Here is a 24,375-nt window from a genome sequence, read left to right as displayed (position 1 = left end):
TTGGGACTGGCCTCATGGTTACGCGCACCTGCATCGCAACGGGACAAACACTTCCCACCAACAGTCTGATTCGCTTTGTTGCGAGTCCGGATGGGGTCGCTGTTGCCGATCTTGCCGAACGCTTGCCTGGTCGAGGGGCGTGGGTTATGGCCGATGCGGCCAGCATTTTGAAAGCTGATAGTAAAGGCCATTTCAAGCGTGCGCTTGGCGTGGGTCTGGCCGATGATGTCGACGTCATGAGTCATATCATGTCGATGTTGCGCAGTCGCATATTGTCATTGCTAGCGATGGCGCGGCGATCTGGCATTGCCTTTGCCGGCGCAGGAAAATTGCTTGTAGATGGCTCTTTTGATGCGCTTTTGGCAGCTCAGGATGCGTCTGAACGCGAATGTAAAAAGCTTGAAAATAAGCTTGGCGTCAGCTGGGTCAGTCAGACATTGACTGCCGAGGAACTAGGCCAAATTTTCGGACGAGACAGTATTGCCTATGTTGGGCTTCGGGGTGCAGCCGCGCGTGGCGGGGCAGCATTGATTGATAATTTGCATGACGAGATCATGCGTTTAGACGGGTTTTATGGTGCTACGGGTTGTCAGAACTAGCCTGACAGGTGTATCACCTAGCCATGTTTGCGAATTGTGGCTTGCCTCATTGGTATAGACATAGATTCGGTGAAAGGGTCAGAAATGAGCGACGAGAGTGGCAAAACAAAGAAACTGAGTTTGTCCAGCGGCAAGTTAACACTGGGTAACTTGGATGCGGGCAAAATGCGGACAGGCCCCTCAGTGACTGGACGCAAAACGGTTCAGGTTGAAGTGCGCCGTAAACGCGCACCTGCCGCGCCATCGCGCACTGGCCAGCCTAGCGCCGAGGCCGTGACCCCATCAGCAACGCCCGAAACACCAGCGTTGAGTGAAGCACCGGTGGCAACGCCTGCAACTCCAGCGGCAGCCGATGATAAGCTAACCGCACAAGAACGCGCCGCTCGTGTGCGCGCCCTGCAGGAAGGGATGAAGAAGCCAACCCCGTCCGCAGAGGGAGATGATGCCGCGTCAGTCGGCGTCGAAAATAATGCGCCAGATGAAGCACTCGTTGCCGAAGCCGAAATTGCTGCCGCCCCTGCCCCCGATCCAGAAGTGCCGCTTGACCCGGTTGAAGCGCGCCGTGCTGCCGAATTGGCTGAACTTCGCGAAATCGAGGCTGGTGAAGAAGAGCGCCGATCTTTTGAAGCCAAAAAACACGCCGATACGCAAGCCCGTCGCCAAGAGGTGCCAGAGCGCAGTCCGTCTCCGTCTCCCTCCTTGCCGCAAATGCCAGATCCGATTGGTGAAGCCCAGCAACGCCGCCGCAAGGCCGCCGATGAAATGGCACCTCGCCGTCCGGGGGCTTCGCGCCGAGATACGAATAACCGCCGTCAATCAGGCAAGATGACAATAAATCAGGCGCTTTCTGGTGATGAAAGCCGTCGTCAGCGTTCGCTAGCGTCGGTCAAACGACAACGCGAAAAAGCGCGGATGCGCGAAGAACAGCCCCAGGTCAAACAGGTCAGGGATGTGATCATTCCAGATACGATCAGTGTCAGCGAGCTGGCCAATCGTATGGCCGAACGAACGGCTGATGTGGTGAAGGAATTGATGAAGCTGGGCATTATGGCCACCGCAACGCAGACAATCGACGGTGAAACAGCCGAACTGGTTGTGGGTGAATTTGGACATAAAGTGCAACGTGTATCGGAATCGGATATTGAAATTGGCCTTACAGGTGATGACGATGCCGAAGACAACCTAAAGCCCCGTCCCCCTGTGGTGACGGTTATGGGTCATGTGGATCATGGTAAAACCAGTTTGCTTGATGCGATCCGCCGTACCGATGTAGCGGCTGGGGAATCAGGCGGCATTACTCAGCATATCGGTGCCTATCAAATCACCACAGCGAACAAGAATGTGATTACCTTTATAGATACGCCTGGCCACGAAGCCTTTACCGAAATGCGCTCGCGTGGGGCGAATATTACCGATATTGTCGTGCTGGTTGTAGCCGCCGATGACTCGGTTATGACACAGACAGTCGAAGCGATTAACCATGCCAAGGCGGCCGGATGCCCAGTTATTGTCGCGGTCAATAAATGTGACAAGCCGGAAGCTGATCCGCAACGTGTGCGTAATGACCTATTGCAGCAGGAAATCGTAACCGAAGATTTTGGTGGTGATGTGCTGTGTGTTGATGTTTCGGCACATACCGGACTTGGCCTTGATAAGCTTGAAGAAGCGATCATGCTGCAATCCGAGCTTCTGGAATTACGCGCCAATCCGGATCGTAATGCCGATGGTGTCGTGATCGAGTCGAAAGTCGAACGTGGCCGTGGTTCGGTTGCCACCTTGCTGGTGCAACGTGGTACGTTGCGACAGGGCGATATTTTTGTCATTGGTGCGGAAAGCGGCCGGGTTCGTGCCTTGCTTGATGATCGTGGACAAAAGCTGAACGAGGCGGGGCCTGGCCAGCCTGTTGAAATTCTGGGTTTGAATGGCACGCCGAGGGCGGGCGATAATTGTGTTGTTGTCGAAACCGAAGCGCGGGCACGTGAAATTGCTGAATATCGGACACGCCGCAATAAGGATCATGATGCCGCCCGCGGTGCGCGTGGTTCGGTCGAACAGATGCTGTCGGCGATTGCTGCCGGTGAAGCCGAAGAATTGCCTGTCGTCATCAAGACCGACGTGCATGGATCACTGGAAGCGATACGTGTTGCGCTTGAAAAGCTGGGCACTGAACAAGTCAAGGTACGGATGCTGTCATCAGGCGTTGGCGCGCTAAGCGAGTCGGATATCAGCCTTGCCGCGGCATCAAATGCGATTGTGATTGGCTTTAATGTGCGGGCGATTCCGCAAGCACGTGATCTGGCCAAGCGCGATGGTGTTGAAATCCGCTATCATTCGATCATTTATGAACTAATCGATGAAGTGAAAGCGGCGATGGGCGGCTTGCTGAGCCCGGATACCCAAGAGGACTTTATCGGCTATGCTGAAATCAGGCAGGTATTTGGCGTGTCAAAAGTCGGCAAGGTGGCTGGTTGTATGGTGACCGAAGGCGTCATCAAACGTGGCTGTAAGGTACGTTTGCTGCGCGATAATGTCGTGATCCATGAGGGTGCGTTAAAGACATTGAAACGCTTTAAGGACGAGGTCAAAGAAGTCCGTGAAGGGTTTGAATGTGGTATGGGCTTTGAAAATTATTCGGACATACAGGAAAAAGACATGATCGAATGTTTCGAAATCCGTGAGATAGCCCGAACTCTCGACTAGTCTTGTTATATATCATCGGCCTTTGGGCTCGTCTTTGGGCCCTTCTGGCTACATGTTTGGCCGGTATTTCGGAATCAGGATTACCAAGCCAACGGGTCAATGATGGTAGCCAAATCGATAGATGGTGCTGTGTGAAAGGAAGTTGTTATGTCATCAAAGCCACGCAACAGCCAAAACGCAAAGGGGCCAAGCCAGCGCCAGTTACGTGTTGGGGAAACCTTGCGACATGCGCTGTCGGATATTCTGTTTCGGGAAGATTTCTTTGATCCCGATCTGGAAAATGTGTCGATCACCATTTCTGAAATTTCGATTAGCCCCGATCTGAGCAATGCGCGTGTCTATACGATGCCGCTTGGCGGGGTGAATGTCGAAGTTGTTCTGCCTGCATTGAACCGGCTAGCGCCTAAAATTCAAAGTATGGTGGCGCAACGTGTGCATTTGCGCCGTGCGCCGCGGTTAAAATTTCTGCTTGATGAAAGTTTTGAAAATGCGGCGCGGATGAATGTTCTGTTTAACGCCCTGCATCAGGATAAATAAGGATGCCGCGCAAAAATGGCCAGCCGGTGCATGGCTGGGTAAATCTGGACAAGCCTGTGGGGGTCAGCTCGGCCAAGGCGGTGGCGATTGTGCGGCGTGTGTTTAATGCTGCCAAAGCCGGACATGGCGGCACGCTTGATCCGTTGGCAAGTGGGGTGCTGCCGATCGCGCTGGGGGAAGCCACAAAGACGGTGGCATTCGCCATGGGCAGTCACAAGTCTTATGAGTTCACACTGGCATGGGGTGTTGAAACCAGCACCGATGATAGTGAAGGCAGTGTCACACAACGATCCGAAAAACGCCCAAGCGAGGCTGAAGTCAATGCCGTGCTAGGGCAATTTACCGGCCATATCGAACAGGTGCCGCCAGCTTATTCGGCGATCAAGGTTGATGGGCAACGGGCTTATAAACTGGCACGCAAGGCCGATGCCGATGATGACGCGCCTGCGGTGAAGCTGGCCCCTCGCCCGATTTTTATCGAAACATGCCAGTTACTATCGCATGATGAAAGCTATGCGCGGTTTTTTGTGGCCTGTGGCAAAGGTGCCTATATCCGGTCGATGGCACGCGATATTGGCCGTGCGGTGGGCAGTGCGGCGCATGTTACTAGCCTGCGCCGCATGTCGGTGGGCAGCTTTCATGCTGATAAGGCGATTTCACTAGATTTTCTGGAAAATCTAGAGCATAGTGCGCCCGCTTTCGAGCATTTACATCCTGTTGTGAGTGCGCTGGACGACATCCCGGCGTTACCCATTTCGGGGGATGAGGCATCCTTGCTTCGTCATGGCCAAACCCTTGGCGCGTTGAGTCAGTCCGCACAATTGCGGTTCGCTGGCCTAGCTGGGGGGCAAACCGGCATTGCCATGCATGGCGATATACCGGTGGCGCTGGTGGCGATCAAAGCAGGGGCTGTATGCCCTGTCCGTGTTTTAAACCTATAAAACCATAGGAGGTTTTGATGTCGATTACGAATGAACGCAAAGCTGAACTTATTAACGAATTCGGCAAAAATGATAAAGATTCTGGATCATCTGCTGTGCAGGTCGCGATTTTGTCCGAGCGCATCCGCAACCTGACCGAGCATCTCAAGACGCATAAAAAGGACTTTGGTTCACGCCGTGGTCTGTTGTCGATGGTTGGCCAGCGTCGTAGCTTGCTTGATTATATCAAAGCAGGTGATATGGCGGCTTATAAGGCGCTGATCGAAAAACTAGGCCTGCGCCGCTAGTAGCTTAATGACATACGACTATGACGCTGATCTAATTGGCGCGCATAGACCGAACGAAGTGAAACCGCTATCCCGTCTGGATGGCGGTTTGTCTTTGTAATTCTATTTGCTTTTTGGCTTATGACATGTCAAAAGGTGCCTACGAAAAAGGAAAAACATAAATCAGGCACAAGATAAGACCGTGGGTGCCTTTTACCATGTTGGCCTTTTACCATGTTGGCTTTTTGCCATGGTGGTGGGGTCGTCACATTTGGTGCATGGCAGATACTTAAATCCCCACATTCCCCTTTTCTGACTGACCTTTTTCTGGGTGGTGTTTCTGGCTGGCTTTGGCCTAACGGGTCTTCGCTTGAACAGATTAAGCCGTGGTGTCTGATTACGAACGTACGAGAGAGATATATCTAAATGTTTAAAATATTCCGTAAAGAATTGGATTGGGGCGGCACGCCACTGGTATTGGAATCCGGAAAAGTCGCCCGTCAAGCTGATGGTGCCGTTATGGTTACCCTTGGCGAAACAACAGTTTTATGTACGGCAGTTGCCGCACAGCAAGCAAAGCCAGGCCAGGATTTCTTTCCGCTGACTGTTAATTATCAGGAAAAAGCCTTTGCCGCTGGTAAAATCCCAGGCGGCTTTTTCAAACGCGAAGGTCGCCCATCAGAAAATGAAACACTTGTGTGTCGTCTGATTGATCGCCCTATCCGCCCACTATTTCCAAAATCATTCAAATGCGAAACACAGGTCATCTGTACGGTGCTGGCGCATGATATGGAAAACAACCCGGACATTGCCGCCATGATTGGCGCTTCGGCTGCTTTGACCTTGTCAGGTGTGCCGTTCTTTGGCCCGATTGCTGGTGCCCGTATTGGCTGGATTAATGACGAATATGTGCTGAACCCAACAGTTGAGCAGATGGACGAAAGCGATCTTGATCTGGTGATGGCTGGAACGATTGAAGGCGTGCTGATGGTTGAATCTGAAGCACAAGAACTGTCAGAAGAGATTATGCTTGGCGCGGTGAATTTCGGTCATGATGCGATCAAGCCGGTGATTGAAGCGATCATCGATCTTGCCGAATCATGTGCTAAAGAACCACGTGATCTGCCTGAAGAGCCAGCTGAAACCAGCACCATCAGTGATATTCTGAAAGAATTTGAAGGGGCATTTGAGGCAGCTTATAAAATAGCTGATAAAGCCGAGCGGCAAGCTGCTGTTGGGGCTGTCCGCACCGAAGCCAAGGATAAAATTGGCGATGAATATGACGCGGTTCTGGTTGGTGGCCTGATTAAAGGGCTGGAAGCCGATGTGGTTCGCGGTGCGATTTTGAAAACCGGTGTACGAATCGATGGCCGTGATACGAAAACTGTGCGGGCGATTGTGTCCGAAGCTGGGTTTCTGCCACGCGCGCATGGATCGGCCTTGTTCACCCGCGGTGAAACACAGGCGATGGTTGTTGCCACGCTTGGCACCGGTCAGGATGAGCAGATCATTGATTCGCTAGTTGGCGAAGGTCGTTCAAATTTCATGCTGCATTATAACTTCCCGCCATATTCGGTTGGTGAAGCTGGTCGCGTTGGATCACCTGGACGTCGTGAAATCGGCCATGGAAAGCTGGCATGGCGGGCGATCCGTCCGTTGTTGCCAACCAAGGACGCGTTTCCTTATACCGTGCGTCTAGTATCCGAGATCACTGAGTCAAACGGTTCGTCATCAATGGCGACTGTCTGTGGTGGATCGCTGGCATTGATGGATGCTGGGGTGCCATTGGCACGTCCGGTTGCGGGTATCGCGATGGGTCTGATCAAGGAAGGTGACGATTTTGCCGTGCTGTCTGATATTCTGGGTGACGAAGATCACCTTGGTGATATGGACTTTAAGGTAGCAGGATCAGATGCCGGTATCACATCTTTGCAGATGGATATCAAAATCACGTCAATCACGCCTGAGATTATGCAGATCGCATTGGATCAAGCCCGTGATGGCCGTATCCATATTCTTGACGAAATGTCAAAAGCGCTGAATTCGGCACGTGAAGTGTTGGCTGACAGTGCGCCGAAAATCACCACCCTGAACATTCCGGTTGACAAGATTCGCGATATTATCGGCCCTGGTGGCAAGATTATTCGTGAAATCTGTGAAACTACCGGTGCCAAAATCGATATCGAAGATGATGGTACGGTCAAGGTGGCGGCGGTTACGGGGGCTTCAGGCGAAGCCGCTGTGGCACGGATTCGTGATATCGTTGCCGAGCCTGAGCTGGGCGTGATCTATGACGGTAAGGTTGTAAAGACAGTTGATTTCGGTGCCTTTGTCAATTTCCTAGGTGCCAAGGACGGTCTGGTTCATATTTCTGAACTGCAAAATGGTCGTACCGAAAAGACCACCGACATCTGTAAAGATGGTGATATTGTCAAGGTCAAGGTCATCGGTTTTGATGATCGTGGCAAGGTCAAGCTATCCATGAAGCGTGTCGATCAAGAGACCGGTGCTGATTTGGAAGCGGCCACGGCTGATGCCGAAGGTGATGCGGCTGAATAAAGCCAACTGACATGCACAAATTTAACCGTAAAGGCGGGGGGCGATCCCCGCCTTTTTCTATGGCTTAGGACGAGATGTGATATAAGGTGGCTTATATTGGGATAGGTAGTCTGGTATTGGGATAGGTAGTCTGGATAATATAGGTAGGGATTGAACAGCTTTTGTCTGGCCAGTTATCACAAGATAGACGTTCACAGGATAGGCGGATGATGACAAGAAAACGTAAGATTCTGGTTACGGGCGGGGCTGGTTATATCGGCAGCCATATGGTGCTGGCGTTACTTGATGCTGGTCATGACGTGGTCATTTTGGATAATTTTTCCACCGGACATGAACGGCTGGTGCCTGTAGGCGCGACGGTGGTGCGCGGTGATGTTGGCGATAGGAAAGTGACGGATGCCCTGTTTGCGGCGCATGATTTTGACGCAGTTGCACATTTTGCAGCCTCGATTGTCGTGCCAGAGTCGGTGGTCGATCCGTTGAAATATTACATCAATAACACGCTGAATACGGCGCATCTGATCGCGGCCTGTGTCAAGGCCGGGATCTCGCGTTTCATTTTTTCGTCTACTGCTGCGGTCTATGGCAAACAGGATCTAAAGCCGATAGATGAGTCGGTGCATCTAGCGCCGGATAACCCCTATGGAGCATCCAAATTAATGTCAGAAACGATCTTGCGCGATACCGCCAAAGCGCATGATCTATCCTATGTGGTGTTGCGCTATTTCAATGTCGCGGGGGCTGATCCGGCAGGACGGTCTGGGCAATTGTCAAAACCAGCAACACATCTGATCAAGATTGCAGGTGAGTTGGTATGTGGCAAACGCGATGCGATGCAGATTTTTGGCACTGATTACGACACGCCGGATGGCACCTGTATTCGCGATTATATCCATATCACTGATCTGATCGGGGCGCATATGGTGGCGTTGGATCATCTTATGAATGGCGGCACGCCAGTGATCGCAAATTGCGGTTATGGCACGGGTGCTTCGGTGCGTGATGTGCTGGCGTCGGTGATACGGGTATCGGGGTCGAATCTGAATGTCACCGAAGCCCCAAGGCGGGCTGGCGACACGCCCTATCTAGTTGCGGATTCAAGCCTGCTGAAACGCACACTTGGCTGGGTGCCCAAACATGATGATCTGGATGCGATTGTAAAAAGCGCGCTCGATTGGGAGCGTAAATGTCCTGACTGATCAGACTTCGGGCGGCACGCCTACATGATTAAAGCCGCCATCGACATAATGTATCTCGCCCGTAACGCCGGATGATAAGTCAGATACCAGATAGAGGCCAGACCGCCCAACTTCATGGATGTCAGGATTACGGCCAAGCGGCGCGTTTTCTTCAGAATGACGATAGATATGACGTGCGCCGGTGATCGCGGCTCCGGCCAGCGTTTTCATGGGGCCAGCAGACAGCCCGTTGACACGGATATTCTGGCCGCCAAGATCAACCGCCAGATAACGTACCGAACTTTCAAGCGCGGCTTTGGCAACACCCATCACATTGTAGTTCGGGGTGATGCGCTGGGCACCGATATAGCTTAAGGTGACAAGCGATCCACCAGCCGGCATCATGTGACGCGCGGCCTGTGCCGCTTCGGTAAAGGAAAAGGCCGATATCATCATCGTATCGGCAAAGTTCTGGCGGCTGGTATCCATATAGCGGCCTTTGAGCTCATTCTTGTCGGAAAAGGCCAGCGCATGGATAACGAAATCAATCGAAGACCAGGTTTTTGACAAGCTTTCAAAACATGACGCCACCGCACCTTCATGCGCGACATCGCATTCCAGCAACAGATCTGAACCAATCGATTCAGCAAGTGGACGCAAGCGTTTGCCAAAGCCCTCCATCTGATAGGAAAAAGCAAGCTCGGCGCCTTGATTGGCGGCGGCGGCGGCAATACCCCAGGCAATCGAGCGTTCATTGGCAACGCCCATGATCAGGCCGCGCTTGCCAGCCAAAAGTGACCCCGGTGCCATCGCAGCTGTATCGGCTGTATCACTCATATCAGACTTTCCGCAAAGCCAAGGTCGCGTTGGTGCCGCCAAAGCCGAATGAATTCGACAAGGCCAGCTTGATATCAACATTATCCATGCGGGTTGACGGTACCGGAATATCCCCAATCGCCGGATCAGGATTATCGATATTGGCTGATGCGGCGATAAAGCCATTCTGCATCATGATCATCGTATAGATTGCTTCTTGAACGCCGGTGGCGCCAAGCGAATGACCAGTCAGCGATTTTGTCGAGGTGACCACTGGCAGATAGCCACGCGGACCAAACACTTCGCGCACCGCGTCAAGCTCCTTGGCATCGCCAACCGGTGTCGAGGTGCCATGCGCATTGATATAGTCAACCTTGTCATCAAGTTTGTTACCATCGAATCCGTCCAGCGCAAGCTGCATACAGCGCACCGCCCCTTCGCCTGATGGAGCGACCATGTCATGCCCATCCGAATTGGCACCATAGCCAACAAGTTCGGCATAGATTTTGGCACCACGTGCGACCGCGCGATCCATATCTTCAAGCACAACCATGCCACCACCGCCCGCAATGACAAAGCCGTCACGATCCGAATCATAGGCACGCGACGCTTTTTCCGGTGCGTCATTATATTTTGAGGACATCGCGCCCATAGCGTCAAATAATACGGATAATGTCCAATGTAGTTCTTCGCCGCCGCCAGCAAAGACAATGTCCTGACTGCCGCTGCGGATCGCATCGGCGCCCGAAGTGATACAATGGGCCGAGGTCGAACAAGCCGAGGTGATCGAATAGTTCAACCCCTTGATTTTGAAAAAGGTCGCGATACAGGCCGATACGGTCGATGACATACAGCGCGGCACCATATAGGGGCCAACGCGCTTGGGGCTTTTTTCACGAGTTGTATCAAAGGCGGTTAGCATATTGGCCGTTGATGGCCCGCCAGACCCCGCAATCAGACCTGTGCGCGGGTTCGATACATCATCTTCACCAAGGCCGGAATCGGCAATCGCCTGTTCCATCGCCAATACAGCATAGGCCGCGCCCTCGCCCATAAAACGCATCTGTTTGCGGTCAATATGTTCGGCCACATCCATTTTGACGGTGCCATGCACCTGACTGCGAAAGCCAAGCTCGGTATATTCGGGGGCGGCGACAATGCCTGATGTGCCTGACCGCAGGGATTCGGTGACTTCGGCAACGTTATTGCCAATCGATGACACAATGCCAATTCCGGTGATCGCAACGCGGCGCATATTAGGCTCCTTCTGGCTGGAATAAGCCAACTCTGATGTCATTGGCTTCAAAAACAACGTCGCCATCACATAATACTTTGCCGTCGGCGATGCCCATAACAAGACGGCGCATGATGACACGTTTCATATCAAGGCGAAAAGTTACCAGCTTGTTGCTGGGCAGAATCTGGCCGGTAAATTTGACTTCGCCAACCGAAAGCGCACGGCCACGGCCAAGGCCACCTGACCAGCCGAGGAAAAAGCCAACAAGCTGCCATAGGGCATCCATGCCAAGGCATCCAGGCATAACCGGATCGCCTTCGAAATGGCATGGGAAAAACCATAAATCGGGATTGATATCAAATTCAGCATCAATCTGGCCTTTGCCAAAATCGCCACCTTCAGCATCAATGCGTGTAATCCGATCACACATCAGCATCGGCGGCAACGGCAATTGCGGATTGCCAGGCCCAAACATTTCGCCTTTTGCACAGCTTATAAGCTCGTCATAGGTGAATGAATTCTGATTGCTTGGTGACATGTTAACTTCCTCTTATAAGAATGCCGGAGATGCTGGTGACTTTGCGCGCCGGACTATTTACCCACCCTATTTATAGGCCAAAACAAGCCTAGCTATGCCTTTATTAACAGGCTTAAGAAAGCACGAAATTAGCCTTAAAGCCAAGGTAATATTGACAAAATATTTAGGAGCGTTCATTTTCAGTTCAAATGGTTGATAAAAATTCAAATGCACTTGCGCGTCTGGCAGGCAAAGACGCTAATAAGCACCATGATGATCCCAAGGGTGATCCCAAGGGTAATCAGGGTCAGGATATGGCGACGCGTCTTCGTGCCGTGGGGCTACGCCCAACACGTCAGCGCATTGCGATCGCCGCCCTGTTGCTTGATGGTCGCCATCGGCATGTGTCCCCCGAACAGCTGACCGCCGAAATTGCCAAGGCCGGAACGCATGTTGCTGGCGGCACGGTCTATAATACGCTGAACCAATTCACCGAGGCTGGGTTGCTTCGTCGCATTACGCTGCATAACGAGCATAGTATTTTTGATACGAATGTTGATCATCATCATCATTTCTATGATGCTGATAATGACCAGTTGACCGATATTGCGACGGATGATGTGATATTGGCGCAATTACCGCAAGCGCCCGACGGGCATAAAATTGCGTCTGTTGATGTGGTTATCAGCATCACCAGCAAATAGACTTGCCATGAGCAGGTGGTGCCGATGCCAAACGCATCCAAGCCTAGAACAATCCAAGCCCGGAAGAATTCAAGTAAGGTTTATTTATATTCGTTCTAAACAGGCTTGACCTTACCTGTCTGGCCTCATATCTTCTTTATAATCGTTCTAAAGACATAATATGAAATAATCTGTACTTTATTAAATGTATGGTTTCTTTAGCCTGATTATCACGTGATACTTTGACATATACCAACTTGTACATATACCAACCTATCGGAGAGACAAATGGACGGCGAAAGCAAATGCCCGGTAATGCACGGACCTCTATCAAACGCAACAGCGGGCGGCACATCTAACCGCGATTGGTGGCCGAACGCGCTCAATCTCAATATTCTGCATCAGCATTCGCCAGCATCCAATCCGATGGGTGCGGATTTTGACTATGCCGCTGAATTCAAGAAGCTTGATTATAAAGCGCTGAAACAAGATCTGAACGATCTGATGACTGATTCACAAGATTGGTGGCCAGCCGATTACGGACATTATGGCCCCTTCTTTATCCGCATGACATGGCATGCTGCGGGCACCTATAGAACTGGTGATGGCCGTGGCGGCGGCGGTACAGGCGCTCAGCGTTTTGCGCCGCTTAATAGCTGGCCGGATAATGGTAACCTTGATAAAGCACGCCGCCTTCTTTGGCCGATCAAACAGAAATATGGCAAGCAGCTTAGCTGGGCCGACCTTCTGATTCTGGCAGGTAACGTTGCGATTGAATCGATGGGTGGAAAGACCTTTGGTTATAGTGGCGGTCGTCCTGATATCTGGGCACCGGAAGAAGATATCTATTGGGGTCTTGAAGCTGACTGGCTGGCGAATGAACGTTATTCGGGTGATCGCGAGCTGGCGAACCCTCTAGCGGCTGTGCAGATGGGTCTTATCTATGTGAATCCGGAAGGGCCTGACGGCAATCCCGATCCATTGGCAAGTGCCAGAGATATCCGCGAAACATTTGGCCGCATGGCGATGAATGATGAAGAAACCGTCGCTTTGACCGCTGGTGGTCATACATTTGGTAAAGCACATGGTGCTGGCGATGCTGCGCTTGTTGGCGTTGAACCAGAAGGTGCCCCGATCGAAGAGATGGGCTTTGGCTGGAAAAATGCGCATGGCAAAGGCAAAGGTCGTGACACCATCACCAGTGGTATCGAAGGTGCCTGGACGGCGAATCCAACACAGTGGGATAATGGCTATTTTGATCTGTTGCTTGGCTATGAGTGGAAGTTGGTAAAAAGCCCAGCTGGCGCGCATATCTGGCATGCGATCGATCAGAAAGAGGAAGATATGGCACCTGATGCCGAAGATTCCGCATTGCGTGTACCGACTATGATGACAACAGCCGATATGGCGATGCGTGAAGATCCTAGCTATCGCGAAATCTCTGAGCGGTTCCATAAAAATCCGGATCAATTCGCCGATGCCTTTGCCCGTGCTTGGTTCAAATTGCTGCATCGTGACATGGGCCCGCGTTCCCGCTATGTGGGACCGGAAGTGCCTGAAGAAGAGCTGATCTGGCAGGATCCTGTCCCCGCTGGCAATAGCAGCTATGACGTTGAGGCAGTGAAAGCCCGGATCGCTGATAGTGGTCTGAGCGTTCAGGAAATGGTTGAAACCGCCTGGGCCAGTGCCTCGACCTATCGCGGCACTGACATGCGCGGCGGTGCCAATGGTGCCCGCATTCGTCTGGCCCCACAAAAGGACTGGGAGGTCAATAAGCCAGACCAGCTTGGGCGTGTGCTGGATGTATTGTCCGCTATTGCCGCCGATACAGGGGCATCAATTGCCGATGTGATTGTGCTGGCTGGAAATGTCGGTATCGAGCAGGCATCGGGTGCCAAGGTTGGCTTTAAGCCAGGGCGTGGTGATGCCACGCAAGAGCAAACCGATATTGAGTCATTTTCGGTGCTTGAGCCGGATGCTGATGGATTCCGTAACTATCAGAAAACAGACTTCACGTTCAGCCCCGAAGAAATGCTGCTTGATAAAGCTCATCTGCTGGGTCTGACAGCGCCGGAAATGACGGTACTTGTCGGCGGTATGCGCGCGCTTGGCATCAGTGCCAATGGACATGGCGTGTTTACCAAAACGCCAGGCAAGCTAAGCAATGACTTTTTCAAAACATTGCTTGATATGCGTGTAGAATGGAAGCCAACCGGCAGCAATAGCTATGAAGCCACAGACCGCATTAGCGGCGAAAAGGTAAGAACAGCAAGCCGCGTTGATCTGGTCTTCGGATCTAATTCCCAGCTTCGTGCGCTTGCCGAAGTCTATGCCGCAGATGATGCTGATAACAGCTTTGTGGCTGACTTTATCGCGGCCTGGGAAAAGGTCATGAATAACGACCGTTTTGATCTAGCCTAGATAGCGGGATCTGACATTATACTATGGACGGCCTAGTCGATGACTTCGCCGTCCATAATGCCCCAGATTGTATCGCGGGGCACCCAGCCGGTGATATCGCCATGGGCAACTCGGCACCATTGTTTCGGACATGTTTCAAGATCAAAAAGCGCGCCACGTTCGGCGACAGCGATGACGCGTGCCTCTTGATTGCCCTCGGCGCGTATTTTTATCACACCCTTGGTGACAAAGGCATTGCGTTTCAGATCCAGTAATGACCCGCGCATCCATCCGGATGTGCCTTCATGATCAACAATTTTGCGCCATACACCAAATTCAGCATCGACAAGAACCGGCAGGCCAAGGCGGCGATATTGCCATAAAACGGGATACTCACTGCCTGGTCCGGCGCGCAAATTTGCCTTTTCAAATTTTATCGCCACAAAGCGTGGCACCGGATGGCCACTGCCGCGCACGGTGAGCTTGGCTTCTTGCGCTGTGGCTGTGGATAGAGGCATAGCTAGCCCCAGCATGCCCGCTAGCATGAGAACACAAAGTATAGGGAGGTGAACAAGAAGTTTTGTCATGAAACAATAGTTCTGCTAGTTTAGGTTAATATATGATGTTAATAGCCAAAGATTGTGTTGCGACGTCTAAAGATATTAGACCAGTTTAGTAATGTTACCAACCACGCTATCACGTAATAGTGTGCCAGAGGGTTTAAAATGAGTCAAAAGAAACCAAAAGTTGTTTTGACCCGCAAGTTGCCTGATTCGATTGAAACCCGTATGCGGGAATTATTTGACACAACATTAAATGACACTGATGTGGCGTTGAGCCATGATGCGTTGATCGAAGCGGTAAAAACTGCCGATGTGCTGGTGCCGACGGTGACGGATAAGATCGATGCTGATTTGATTGCCTATGCTGGTGAACAGCTGCGCTTGATTGCCTCTTTTGGCACCGGTGTTGACCATATCGATCTGGCGGCGGCAAAATCACGTGGCATTACGGTTACCAATACGCCTGGCGTGCTAACCGAAGATACCGCCGATATGGTGATGGCATTGATACTGGCAGTGCCGCGCCGGATTGCCGAAGGTGATGCGCTGGCGCGTTCGGGCAAATGGCATGGCTGGTCGCCTACCGGCATGCTGGGTCACCGGATCAATGGCAAACGCCTTGGTATTATCGGCATGGGTCGGATTGGCGAAGCGGTCGCGCGCCGCGCCCGTGGTTTCGGCCTGTCAATCCATTATCATAATCGCAAGCCCGTGCATCCCGAAACCGAAACCGAATTGGAAGCGACATATTGGGACTCGCTTGATCAGATGCTCTCGCGTGTCGATATTGTCTCGGTGAACTGCCCGCATACACCCGCCACGCATATGCTGTTATCGCGTGAACGCCTCAGCCGGATGCAGCCATCAGCCTATCTGGTCAATGCGTCGCGTGGCGAAGTGGTTGATGAACAAGCGCTGGCCGAATTGCTCGATGCTGATCATATCGCTGGTGCTGGACTTGATGTATATGCGAATGAGCCGCATATCCCCGAAACCCTGCGCGCCTTGAAAAATGTTGTGCTATTGCCGCATATCGGATCAGCGACAATCGAGGGTCGGCTTGAAATGGGTGATAAGGTCATCATCAATGTGCAGACCTTCTGGGATGGACATTCGCCGCCAGACCGCGTGATCGAGGCGATGCTCTAGGGACAGATGATTTTTAGATTGCGCGCGTGATCATCTTATCAATCTGCGCTTTGCTGCGATTGGATTCCACAGCAGGGGCAATGTGGGTTTTTGGTGGTGGCGATTTCCATCATCCGCATGTCGCGGCCGTCAAACAAAACCAGCTTACCCGTCAGACTTGTGCCAAGCCCAAGGCATAGCTTGATGGTTTCAAGCGCTTGCATCGCCCCAATGACACCGGTGACAGGCCCCAGAATGCCAATTTGTGAACAGCGCGGCGCTTGCCTAGCATCGGGCATCGCCGGAAATACACAACAGAAGCATGGCGAGTCGGCATGGCCATCAAGGCCGCTTTGAAATACCGATATCTGACCTTCAAGCTGGATAGCCCCGCCAAAAACCAAAGGACGCTGCATATGATGACAGGTACGGCCAACAAGCTGGCGCGTGTCTGGATTATCCGAGCAATCGACAATAATGTCATGCGCCTTGATTAAGGTTTCGGCATTATCGGGGTTAAGGCGCGCATCTATATAGGTTGGGGTGATGACCGGATTGAGATTTGTGGCGGCGGCGGCGGCCTGACGGGCTTTGCTAGCACCGATATCAGGCATCGCATAAATGATCTGCCGGTTGAGATCGGTCAAGGCTACCTTGTCATCATCAAGGATCGTAAGCCCGCCAATGCCGGCGGCGGCCAGATAGAGAATGACCGGCGCCCCAAGGCCGCCAGCACCAATGACAAGCACCTTTGCCGCGGCCAGCGTCTGCTGCCCCTGTTCGTCAATCTCTGGCATGATGACCTGACGGGCATAGCGGTGCAGATCGTCGTCATTCAGCATAATCATATCCCCGAAGCATGGATGTGCCTATTTTATTATGTACCCGTTTATTATGTGCCAGTGGAGCCAAAGCCAGCTTTATCCCGCGTCGTGCTATCAAGACTATCCACCTCGCGGATCAAACTTTGTATGACCGGCGCGATCACCATTTGGGCGATACGCATCCCACGTTCAATGATAAAAGCATCCGCCCCTAGATTTATCAAAATGATTTTGATTTCACCGCGATAGTCACTGTCGATTGTACCGGGGGCGTTGGCGACGGTAACGCCAAATTTGGCAGCCAGTCCGGAACGGGGGCGGATTTGGGCTTCATATTGGTTAGGAAGCTGGATGGCAAACCCAGTGGGCACAAGCACCCGGTCACCTGGATCAAGCTGAATAGCGCTATCATTCGCCGCGCAAAGATCAAGCCCCGCCGCGCCATCGCTGGCATAGGCAGGCAACGGGATATTGGCGGCATGGGGCAGGCGGCACAGATCAACATGCAGGCTGGATGTTGGCTGGTCAGATGTTGGCTGGTCAGATGTTGGCTGGTCAGATGTTGGTAAGTTAGGCATCGGTAGGCTCCCTAGTGACAGATGCTGTCAGCGCCGATGTTTGGTGCAGAGTGGTGATCATTGCGGCAACCAGTTTGTCGGCAATGTCGGTCTTGGGCATTTGTGGCCACGCCTCACTGGTGCCATCACGCACCAGCATAATGGTGTTCTTGTCATGCCCGAAAACCAGATCATCGGATAGATCAGTGCCAGTTGACGTTGCCACCAGATTGCCAACAATCCAATCACAATTTTTGGCCACGCGCTTTTGCCGGGCGTTAGCTTCAAGATTTTCGGTTTCGGCGGCAAATCCGATAAGCAGATTGGGGCGCTGTTGATGATGACCAAGGGCAGCCAGAATGTCGGGATTTTTGACCAGATCGAGGCTCATTTTATCAGCTATCTGTTTTTTCATCTTGTGATCTTTTGGTGATTGCGCCCGCCAGTCAGCCACAGCGGCGGCACAAACGGCAATATCGGCAGGCAAAGCGGCCATGCAGGCATCATACATCTGCTGGGCGGTGTCAACGCTAACAAGCTTGACCCCAGGCGGCGGATCGATAGTCACCGGCCCGCTGACCAATGTGACAGTTGCGCCTTGGCGCGCAAGCGCGGCGGCGATCGCATGCCCCTGCTTACCTGATGAGTGATTGGCGATGAAACGCACCGAATCAATTGGCTCGATGGTGGGCCCCGATGTCACAAGCGCATGTTTGCCGGTGAGGGGTAGCTGGCTTATATCTGGCATTTGCGGATCCGGATATAAAAGTGATCGGACATGCGTGACGATATCCTGTGGGGATGATAGGCGCCCCTCACCCTCTTCGCCGCACGCGGTATCTCCGCTATCGGGACCAATGAAGCGGACGCCGCGATGCTTTAGGCGGGCGAGATTTTCGCGTGTTGCCGGATGTGACCACATTGCCGGATTCATGGCCGGTGCCATCATCACCGGTGCTGTTGTTGCCAGCAGAATGGTCGTGGCCAGATCATCGGCAATGCCATTGGCCGCGCGCGCCATCAGATTGGCGGTGGCTGGCACAACAAGCACCAGATCGGTTTCACGAGCAAGGCGGATATGCCCCATCTCGGCTTCGTCAGTGAGCGAAAACAGATCGGTATAGACTTTTTCGCCGGATAAGGCAGATAGGCTGAGAGGGGTAATGAATTGCTGAGCCGAACGTGTCATGATGCCGGTGACATGACAGCCATGATCTTGTAGGCGGCGGGTGAGTTCGAGCGCTTTATAAGCCGCAATACCGCCACCGATAATCAGCGCAATGCGCTTGCCGCGCGCCATAGGCATGACAGTCGATGATCCGGTAGTGGTGCCATGATTATGCAAGCTGAAATGATCGGGTGGGTTTTGCAAGGCCGCCTCAATGATGGCCTGCACACGGCGAGGAAAACAGCCGCGGGCGATATAATTGCTGATCGCGCTGGGCCCGACACCAAGCAATGTCTGCATTGCATGACGCCCGCCTAGCTGGTCAATGACCTGTTCAACATTCATTATATATCTTCACACGGTTATTAATTTTCACAAAATATCACATATTTGTGAATTTGTGAATATTATATAGATATATTACCTATTTGATGTGAAAAATATGAAATTGTAATCCTAATGCCATACAGCGCCGATGGCTAAGACCAAAGCGATCACCGCCACAATACCTGGCCAGCGTGGGGCTTTTACCACCGGTGTTTGATGCTGTCGTTGTTCAAGATCCTGTAGAATTCGAGGCAATCGTGAAGCCACCAGCAAAGCGTCTTCGAGGAATTGTTCGGCGCGTTTGGCAAGTCCGGCCTGATCCTGCATCCAGTTGGCGGCCAGCGGGCGCGACAAAGCCCACATATCGGCATCAGGATTAAGCTGTCGGGCAACGCCTTCGGCCATCATCATGGTTTTTTGCAACAGGTTGAATTGTGGCTGGATCGAAATGTCAAAGCGGGTCGATAATTGCAATATCTGCCCCAGAACGGTGCCCAAGGATACCTCGCCCAGCGCTTTACCCATAACCGGATCGGCAACCGCGCGGATCGATTGCGAGAAATGATGCAATGAAATAGATTCATCCAACATGCCTGCGTCATAATGCAGTTTCGCGACAAGATCATAATCACGGTCAAGCATAGCGCTTAGCAAGCGTGCCAGAAACATACGATCGGTAAAACCAAGATGCCCCATAATACCGAAATCAATCGGCACCAACCGTCCATCAGCGCCAACAAAGATATTGCCTGGGTGCATATCGGCGTGGAAATAGCCATCGCGGAAAACCTGATTGAAGAAACTGGTCGCGGCATATTCGGTTAGTTTGGTGATATTATGTCCAGCCGCTTCCAGTGCCGGAATATCATCGATACGGATACCGTCAATCCATTCAATAATCAACATACGCGGGGTTGAGCGTTCAAGATCAACCCACGGCACGTAAATGCCATCATCGCCTGCCAGATTATCAGCCAGCCGTCCCGCGGCGGCCGCTTCCAGACGTAGATCAAGCTCCATATCCGAAAGCTCGACAAATTGTTCAACGGCAGTGACCAGCTTGAGCCGTTCAAGGCCAGGTGCCAGCCATTGCAGTATCAAGGCCAGTGAGAAAAACAGTGCCGTATCAGCGCGCAACTGACGTTCGATATCAGGGCGTAGTAATTTAACAGCGACCGTCCGGCCATCACGCAATACAGCTTTATGCACCTGGGCAATCGAGGCGGCAGCCACAGCGTGCTTGTCAAAGCTGGTGAAAATATCATCAAGCGACTGGCCGGTTTCACGTTCGACTGACGCGATCGCAATGTGGGCATCAAAAGGTGGCAATCGATCCTGAAGCTGGCTCAGGGCATAGGTCATCTCAGGCCCCATTAGATCAGCGCGGGTCGATAATGCCTGTCCAAATTTGATGAAGCCTGGCCCTAGTCTGGTCAGGGCTTCGGCAAGAGCTGTGCCCGCATCTTGAGTCGCGCTTTGTGAACGCACCAAACGATCCAGTAGTTTACATATGCGCCGAAACCAGCTTGGTAATAAGGTTATACGGGCAATGTGACCCAAAACGCCTGCCCGACCAAGATGCCAGGCAATATGGGGAAGCCGAAACAGCGCGCGCAACATCGACAGAAAACCTATCTGCATTAATCCATCTTCCAGCCAGAGTGAATACAGGCGATATTACCTGTCATGCTTCGAACCCGAATTTGGGCAAAACCAGCATCGGCAAACATATCGGCAAGGACTTCCTTGCGCGGAAACTGTCTTATTGATTCGACCAGATAACGATAGCTTTCGGCATCACCAGCCACCATCTGTCCCATCGTTGGCAAAATAGAAAATGACCAGGCGTCATAAAGTCGCTGCAAGACCGCATTATCAACCTGGGAAAATTCAAGACAAAGAAACCGCCCGCCTGCCTTGAGAACACGATGCGCTTCGGCCAAAGCCGCCGCGCGATCAGTGACATTGCGCAATCCAAAGGCAATGGTCACGAATTCGGCACTGTTATCGGCAAAGGGCAATTGTTCGGCATTGGCATTACACCAGTCGATCTGATGCGCCAAAGGTTTTAGATCGCGCCGTTTCTTGCCGGCCATAAGCATCGATTCATTGATATCGGTGATATGGGCAAAACCACCGCCCGCGCGCAGGAACCGCTGGCTAATATCACCAGTGCCGCCCGCCAGATCGATCAAGGTTTGATGTGGTTGTGGTGCCATCCAGTCGATCATCGCCGCTTTCCATAACCGGTGCACACCGCCACTCATTAAATCATTCATAACGTCATAGCGGTCAGCGACCGAATCAAAAACACCGCGCACCAGTCCAGCCTTTTCTGCTCGGTTTACCTGACGGAAACCGAAATCGATAGGGTCATCGTCTGATTCTGAATGATTCGGATTGTGGGACTCATCAATTGTCATGCTATGTCTTTCTTACGATGCTGGTCTCAATCTGGCCGAATTATGAGCTGGTGGTTAGGTTATAAGCGTGGTTTGTCTCACTATATATATAATATGTATAGCATGGTTGCCATGTTATGAATGAAACAATTATATCCAGATGCGGCCAGATACAGCCAGATGGGAATATACAATATGCCTGAACTGCCCGAAGTGGAAACCGTACGAAGCGCGCTGGCACCGGTGGTCACTGGCCAGCAGGTGACGGCGGTGTATGTTGGCCGCAAGGATTTGCGCTGGCCCTTGCCTGATGCGCTTGACAAGCAGCTGCTTGGATGCCGTTTTGCAGCGCCCACGCGGCGCGGCAAATATGTGCTGATGCCAACTGATAACGGGCAGGTACTGTTGATACATCTGGGCATGTCCGGCTCTATCCGAATCCATGCCACAGAACCAGAACTTGCCAAGCATGATCATATCATGCTGACGGTGGATGCAGATGATGGGGGGCAACGCTATATTGTGTTGAATGATCCGCGCCGCTTTGGCTGGGTTGATCTGTTCGCCGCCGAAGATATGGCCACGCATAAATTGCTCAAGGATATGGGGCCAGAACCGCTAGGCAACGCGTTTTCGGCAACGCATATCCAAACCGTATTTGCCAATCGGAAAAGCCCGGTCAAGAACGCCTTGCTTGATCAGCGGTTGATTGCGGGAATCGGCAATATCTATGCCTGTGAAGCGCTATTTAAATCGGGGATATCGCCACGTCGCCGGGCTGGATCGATTACCGCTGGTCGGGCCGATAAACTGGCGCATGCTATCGTGACGGTGTTGCGCGCCGCGATTGCCGAAGGCGGGACTAGCTTGCGCGATCATGTCCAGCCTGGCGGTGAGATTGGCTATTTTGTGCAGAAGCTTTCGGTATATGGGCGTGATGGATTGCCCTGTGTGACATGCACAACGCCGATTCGCACAATTGTGCAATCGGGGCGCAGTAGTTTCTACTGTCCGTCATGTCAACGCTAGGGCATGCCAGCGCTAGAGCATACCAGTGTTAGACCATGCCAGTGTTAGACCATGCCAGCACTAGGCATAATCCACCGGATCGCGTAAGATAATTAATCAGACAATTGGATAGCAGGCGGATAGCAGGCTGATAGCAGGATATTTATGAAAAACCTTTATTTCGGGAAAACCTTTGATTTCAGACATGGCGCTATGTCATTTCCGGGCGCTATGTCATTTCCGGGCGCTTTAGTGTTTCTGCTGGCGTTTGCCGCCTATATCGTGGTGGCCATAACACCCGCCCAAGCCGAGACAAGATGGGTCAGCGATGTGCCGATTATGGACGAGCTGGAGATTATCGTTGATCTGGGGTTCAGCTTTGATTCGCCAAATGGCCGGATAATCGGCATTTTTGCGACCAGTGATGCAGATATGGCGATGGTAAAGGGCTTTTATGACACGGCGTTACAAGCGCTTGGCTGGGTATGGCAGAATGACGGCTGGTATCGCGGAAGTGAAAAGCTAAGCTTAACCCGCGCTGATACCAGTTTCGGGAGCGTCTGGCGTTTGATGGTGCAGCCGCGATAGCCCGCTAGGGGCGATCTGACAGGCATAGATTTTATACGATGTTTGAGATGGTGATCAGCAAAACCTGCATCGAAGTGAGTCATAGGCATCTAAAGTCCCACAGAACAGCCATATTTGCTTGACGTGGAGGGCAAAAGTCGCCTATAGCACTGTCCGCAACATAATTTTTGAAATTGAGGGTCATTCTGAATGGCAAATCATAAGTCAGCGAAAAAGCGTATCCGCAGAAATGCCAACCGTGCACTTATCAATGGTGCCCGCATGAGCCGTATCCGCACGTTCGTCAAAAAAGTAGAAACAGCTATCGCATCTGGTGATGCCACGGTTGCTCGTGAAGCATTGCGTGTCGCCCAGCCAGAAATACAGCGTGGCGTTACCCGTGGTGTTGTTCATCGCAATACAGCATCGCGCAAGATTTCGCGTCTGGCCGCCCGCGTTAAAGCCCTCGCCGCTTAGTTTTTCAGGTCTATCTAATTTCTGGGTTCATCTGATTTACGGTGTAGCGCAGGATAGATGTGCGGTTATGGGAATCGCACGGGAATAGCTGATAAACGGGGCTTTAGTGAAAGCTACGACCGATCAGCCAGCCAATATTTTTCAGTTTGTATTACTAGCTTGCATTTACCAGCTTGAAATTACATGTAACCAATCATAATGGTTCACGATAAGCCCACAGCGTCATGCGGTGGGCTTTTATTTTGGAATCGGCATGAGGTCGACAGACCCAAAACAGGATTCTTGCGATTCGGTGCCTGATAATTATAAATTTTTATCACATCAGACCCATTTCAACGGGAAAGACTGTCAACAAAAATAACTGCACAAAACACAACTTTATTTTGCCATTTCGGGGTTTGGCTACCTTGCCATCATACCCAAAATTTAGCTAATCTCATCGAGCTCAACCTAGAGCATTTCAATGACTGTTTGCTGTTATAATTTATCTTTATACAGGTTCAATGTGGTGTTTCCAGCAGTCCGCGGTTTGTCCACAATCATGTGTGGCTAGAATAAACGGGGGTGATATATGTCGGGTGATAATCTAAATGATCCCTCAATTCCGCATGACTTCAATGCATATGGCGCCGAACAAGTCGCATCGAATCCGAATTTTGAGAATGGTGATTTTGCACCGCTTGTCGATGATATGACTCCACAGGTCGATCTTGAAGCTTGCTGGGAAAAAGTATCAGCGCGGATGCGCATTGATCTGGGTGACGCCGCATGGCGAAGCTGGATCAAGCCGCTGCGGGTTGGCGCCTTGCACAATAATATGCTGACAATCGAAGCTGATTCGAGCCTGGCGCGTGATCGTGTGAACAGCCAATATGCCGACCGCTTACGGGTTATTTCAGCAGCCGAATTTTCCGGGGTAAA

Annotated in this window: 23 protein-coding genes; 14 read left to right on the top strand and 9 right to left on the bottom strand. The window is 51.9% G+C overall.

The window, feature by feature from the left end:
* The first annotated feature begins 14 nt into the window (after positions 1-14).
* The 7 genes from ACTF7Q_RS02455 to galE all read left to right on the top strand — a co-directional run bounded on the left by ACTF7Q_RS02455 (position 15) and on the right by galE (position 8,801).
* Positions 15-599, top strand: coding sequence for a DUF448 domain-containing protein (locus ACTF7Q_RS02455; RefSeq protein WP_438996265.1), 585 nt, complete (start codon positions 15-17; stop codon positions 597-599).
* An 84-nt stretch (positions 600-683) separates the two neighbouring features.
* Positions 684-3,299: a translation initiation factor IF-2 gene (infB, locus tag ACTF7Q_RS02450; RefSeq protein WP_438996264.1), complete on the top strand. Its 2,616-nt coding sequence runs from the start codon at positions 684-686 to the stop codon at positions 3,297-3,299.
* Between the two features lie 147 nt (positions 3,300-3,446).
* Positions 3,447-3,836: a 30S ribosome-binding factor RbfA gene (rbfA, locus tag ACTF7Q_RS02445; protein WP_438996263.1), complete on the top strand. Its 390-nt coding sequence runs from the start codon at positions 3,447-3,449 to the stop codon at positions 3,834-3,836.
* 2 nt (positions 3,837-3,838) lie between these two features.
* Positions 3,839-4,777 carry a tRNA pseudouridine(55) synthase TruB gene (gene truB, locus ACTF7Q_RS02440; protein ID WP_438996262.1) on the top strand — a complete coding sequence of 313 codons (939 nt, stop codon included), beginning with the start codon at positions 3,839-3,841 and terminating at the stop codon, positions 4,775-4,777.
* Between the two features lie 17 nt (positions 4,778-4,794).
* Complete coding sequence (gene rpsO, locus ACTF7Q_RS02435; RefSeq protein ID WP_438996261.1) at positions 4,795-5,064, top strand: 30S ribosomal protein S15; 270 nt, start codon at positions 4,795-4,797, stop codon at positions 5,062-5,064.
* Positions 5,065-5,469: 405 nt separating this feature from the next.
* Positions 5,470-7,602 (top strand): polyribonucleotide nucleotidyltransferase, encoded by a 2,133-nt coding sequence (pnp, locus tag ACTF7Q_RS02430; RefSeq protein WP_438996260.1) that lies wholly within the window; start codon positions 5,470-5,472, stop codon positions 7,600-7,602.
* Positions 7,603-7,811: 209 nt separating this feature from the next.
* A complete protein-coding gene (gene galE, locus ACTF7Q_RS02425) occupies positions 7,812-8,801 on the top strand; it encodes a UDP-glucose 4-epimerase GalE (protein WP_438996285.1) in 990 nt (329 codons plus the stop codon).
* Here the strand turns inward: galE and ACTF7Q_RS02420 are convergent, their stop codons facing one another.
* Genes ACTF7Q_RS02420 through fabA form a run of 3 tightly spaced genes read right to left on the bottom strand, consistent with a single transcriptional unit; the run spans position 8,802 to position 11,371 of the window.
* A complete protein-coding gene (locus ACTF7Q_RS02420) occupies positions 8,802-9,617 on the bottom strand; it encodes an enoyl-ACP reductase FabI (RefSeq protein WP_438996259.1) in 816 nt (271 codons plus the stop codon).
* A gap of 1 nt (position 9,618) precedes the next feature.
* On the bottom strand, positions 9,619-10,851 hold the full coding sequence (gene fabB / locus ACTF7Q_RS02415) for a beta-ketoacyl-ACP synthase I (RefSeq protein WP_438996258.1): 1,233 nt from the start codon (positions 10,849-10,851) through the stop codon (positions 9,619-9,621).
* Position 10,852: 1 nt separating this feature from the next.
* The gene (gene fabA / locus ACTF7Q_RS02410) at positions 10,853-11,371 is read right to left on the bottom strand and encodes a 3-hydroxyacyl-[acyl-carrier-protein] dehydratase FabA (protein ID WP_438996257.1); all 519 of its coding nucleotides are present in this window, start codon (positions 11,369-11,371) and stop codon (positions 10,853-10,855) included.
* A 188-nt stretch (positions 11,372-11,559) separates the two neighbouring features.
* Here fabA and irrA point away from each other — a divergent pair, with 188 nt between their 5' ends.
* Complete coding sequence (gene irrA, locus ACTF7Q_RS02405) at positions 11,560-12,054, top strand: iron response transcriptional regulator IrrA (protein ID WP_438996256.1); 495 nt, start codon at positions 11,560-11,562, stop codon at positions 12,052-12,054.
* A gap of 267 nt (positions 12,055-12,321) precedes the next feature.
* Entirely contained in the window at positions 12,322-14,454 is a 2,133-nt protein-coding gene (katG, locus tag ACTF7Q_RS02400; RefSeq protein ID WP_438996255.1) for a catalase/peroxidase HPI, read from the top strand.
* A 32-nt stretch (positions 14,455-14,486) separates the two neighbouring features.
* On the opposite strand, the gene ACTF7Q_RS02395 is transcribed toward katG, so the two are convergent.
* The gene (locus ACTF7Q_RS02395; protein ID WP_438996254.1) at positions 14,487-14,951 is read right to left on the bottom strand and encodes an SH3 domain-containing protein; all 465 of its coding nucleotides are present in this window, start codon (positions 14,949-14,951) and stop codon (positions 14,487-14,489) included.
* 207 nt (positions 14,952-15,158) lie between these two features.
* Here ACTF7Q_RS02395 and ACTF7Q_RS02390 point away from each other — a divergent pair, with 207 nt between their 5' ends.
* Complete coding sequence (locus tag ACTF7Q_RS02390) at positions 15,159-16,145, top strand: 2-hydroxyacid dehydrogenase (protein WP_438996253.1); 987 nt, start codon at positions 15,159-15,161, stop codon at positions 16,143-16,145.
* A 38-nt stretch (positions 16,146-16,183) separates the two neighbouring features.
* On the opposite strand, the gene ACTF7Q_RS02385 is transcribed toward ACTF7Q_RS02390, so the two are convergent.
* The 5 genes from ACTF7Q_RS02385 to ACTF7Q_RS02365 form a co-directional block, all read right to left on the bottom strand.
* Entirely contained in the window at positions 16,184-16,966 is a 783-nt protein-coding gene (locus tag ACTF7Q_RS02385) for a HesA/MoeB/ThiF family protein (RefSeq protein ID WP_438996252.1), read from the bottom strand.
* Positions 16,967-17,016: 50 nt separating this feature from the next.
* Complete coding sequence (gene dut, locus ACTF7Q_RS02380) at positions 17,017-17,526, bottom strand: dUTP diphosphatase (RefSeq protein ID WP_438996251.1); 510 nt, start codon at positions 17,524-17,526, stop codon at positions 17,017-17,019.
* Positions 17,519-18,805: a bifunctional phosphopantothenoylcysteine decarboxylase/phosphopantothenate--cysteine ligase CoaBC gene (coaBC, locus tag ACTF7Q_RS02375; RefSeq protein ID WP_438996284.1), complete on the bottom strand. Its 1,287-nt coding sequence runs from the start codon at positions 18,803-18,805 to the stop codon at positions 17,519-17,521. The genes dut and coaBC overlap by 8 nt, the downstream gene beginning before the upstream one ends.
* A 324-nt stretch (positions 18,806-19,129) precedes the next feature.
* A complete protein-coding gene (locus ACTF7Q_RS02370; RefSeq protein ID WP_438996250.1) occupies positions 19,130-20,641 on the bottom strand; it encodes an ABC1 kinase family protein in 1,512 nt (503 codons plus the stop codon).
* On the bottom strand, positions 20,641-21,423 hold the full coding sequence (locus ACTF7Q_RS02365; RefSeq protein ID WP_438996249.1) for a class I SAM-dependent methyltransferase: 783 nt from the start codon (positions 21,421-21,423) through the stop codon (positions 20,641-20,643). Before ACTF7Q_RS02365 ends, ACTF7Q_RS02370 begins: the two co-directional genes overlap by 1 nt.
* A 174-nt stretch (positions 21,424-21,597) precedes the next feature.
* Between ACTF7Q_RS02365 and mutM the strand changes: the two genes are divergently transcribed.
* From mutM to ACTF7Q_RS02345, 4 genes are all read left to right on the top strand, one after another.
* Entirely contained in the window at positions 21,598-22,431 is an 834-nt protein-coding gene (gene mutM / locus ACTF7Q_RS02360) for a bifunctional DNA-formamidopyrimidine glycosylase/DNA-(apurinic or apyrimidinic site) lyase (RefSeq protein ID WP_438996248.1), read from the top strand.
* A gap of 144 nt (positions 22,432-22,575) precedes the next feature.
* Entirely contained in the window at positions 22,576-22,998 is a 423-nt protein-coding gene (locus ACTF7Q_RS02355; protein ID WP_438996247.1) for a hypothetical protein, read from the top strand.
* A 189-nt stretch (positions 22,999-23,187) separates the two neighbouring features.
* Positions 23,188-23,454, top strand: coding sequence for a 30S ribosomal protein S20 (gene rpsT / locus ACTF7Q_RS02350; RefSeq protein ID WP_332923144.1), 267 nt, complete (start codon positions 23,188-23,190; stop codon positions 23,452-23,454).
* 571 nt (positions 23,455-24,025) lie between these two features.
* A partial coding sequence (locus tag ACTF7Q_RS02345; protein WP_438996246.1) for a DnaA N-terminal domain-containing protein occupies positions 24,026-24,375 on the top strand: 350 nt, incomplete at its 3' end.

Source organism: Puniceispirillum sp. (SeqCode) (assembly GCF_965657105.1).
Classification (GTDB): domain Bacteria; phylum Pseudomonadota; class Alphaproteobacteria; order Puniceispirillales; family Puniceispirillaceae; genus Puniceispirillum.
Note: the sequence above shows the minus strand (reverse complement) of the source record. Positions and strands in the feature narration are given on the sequence as shown.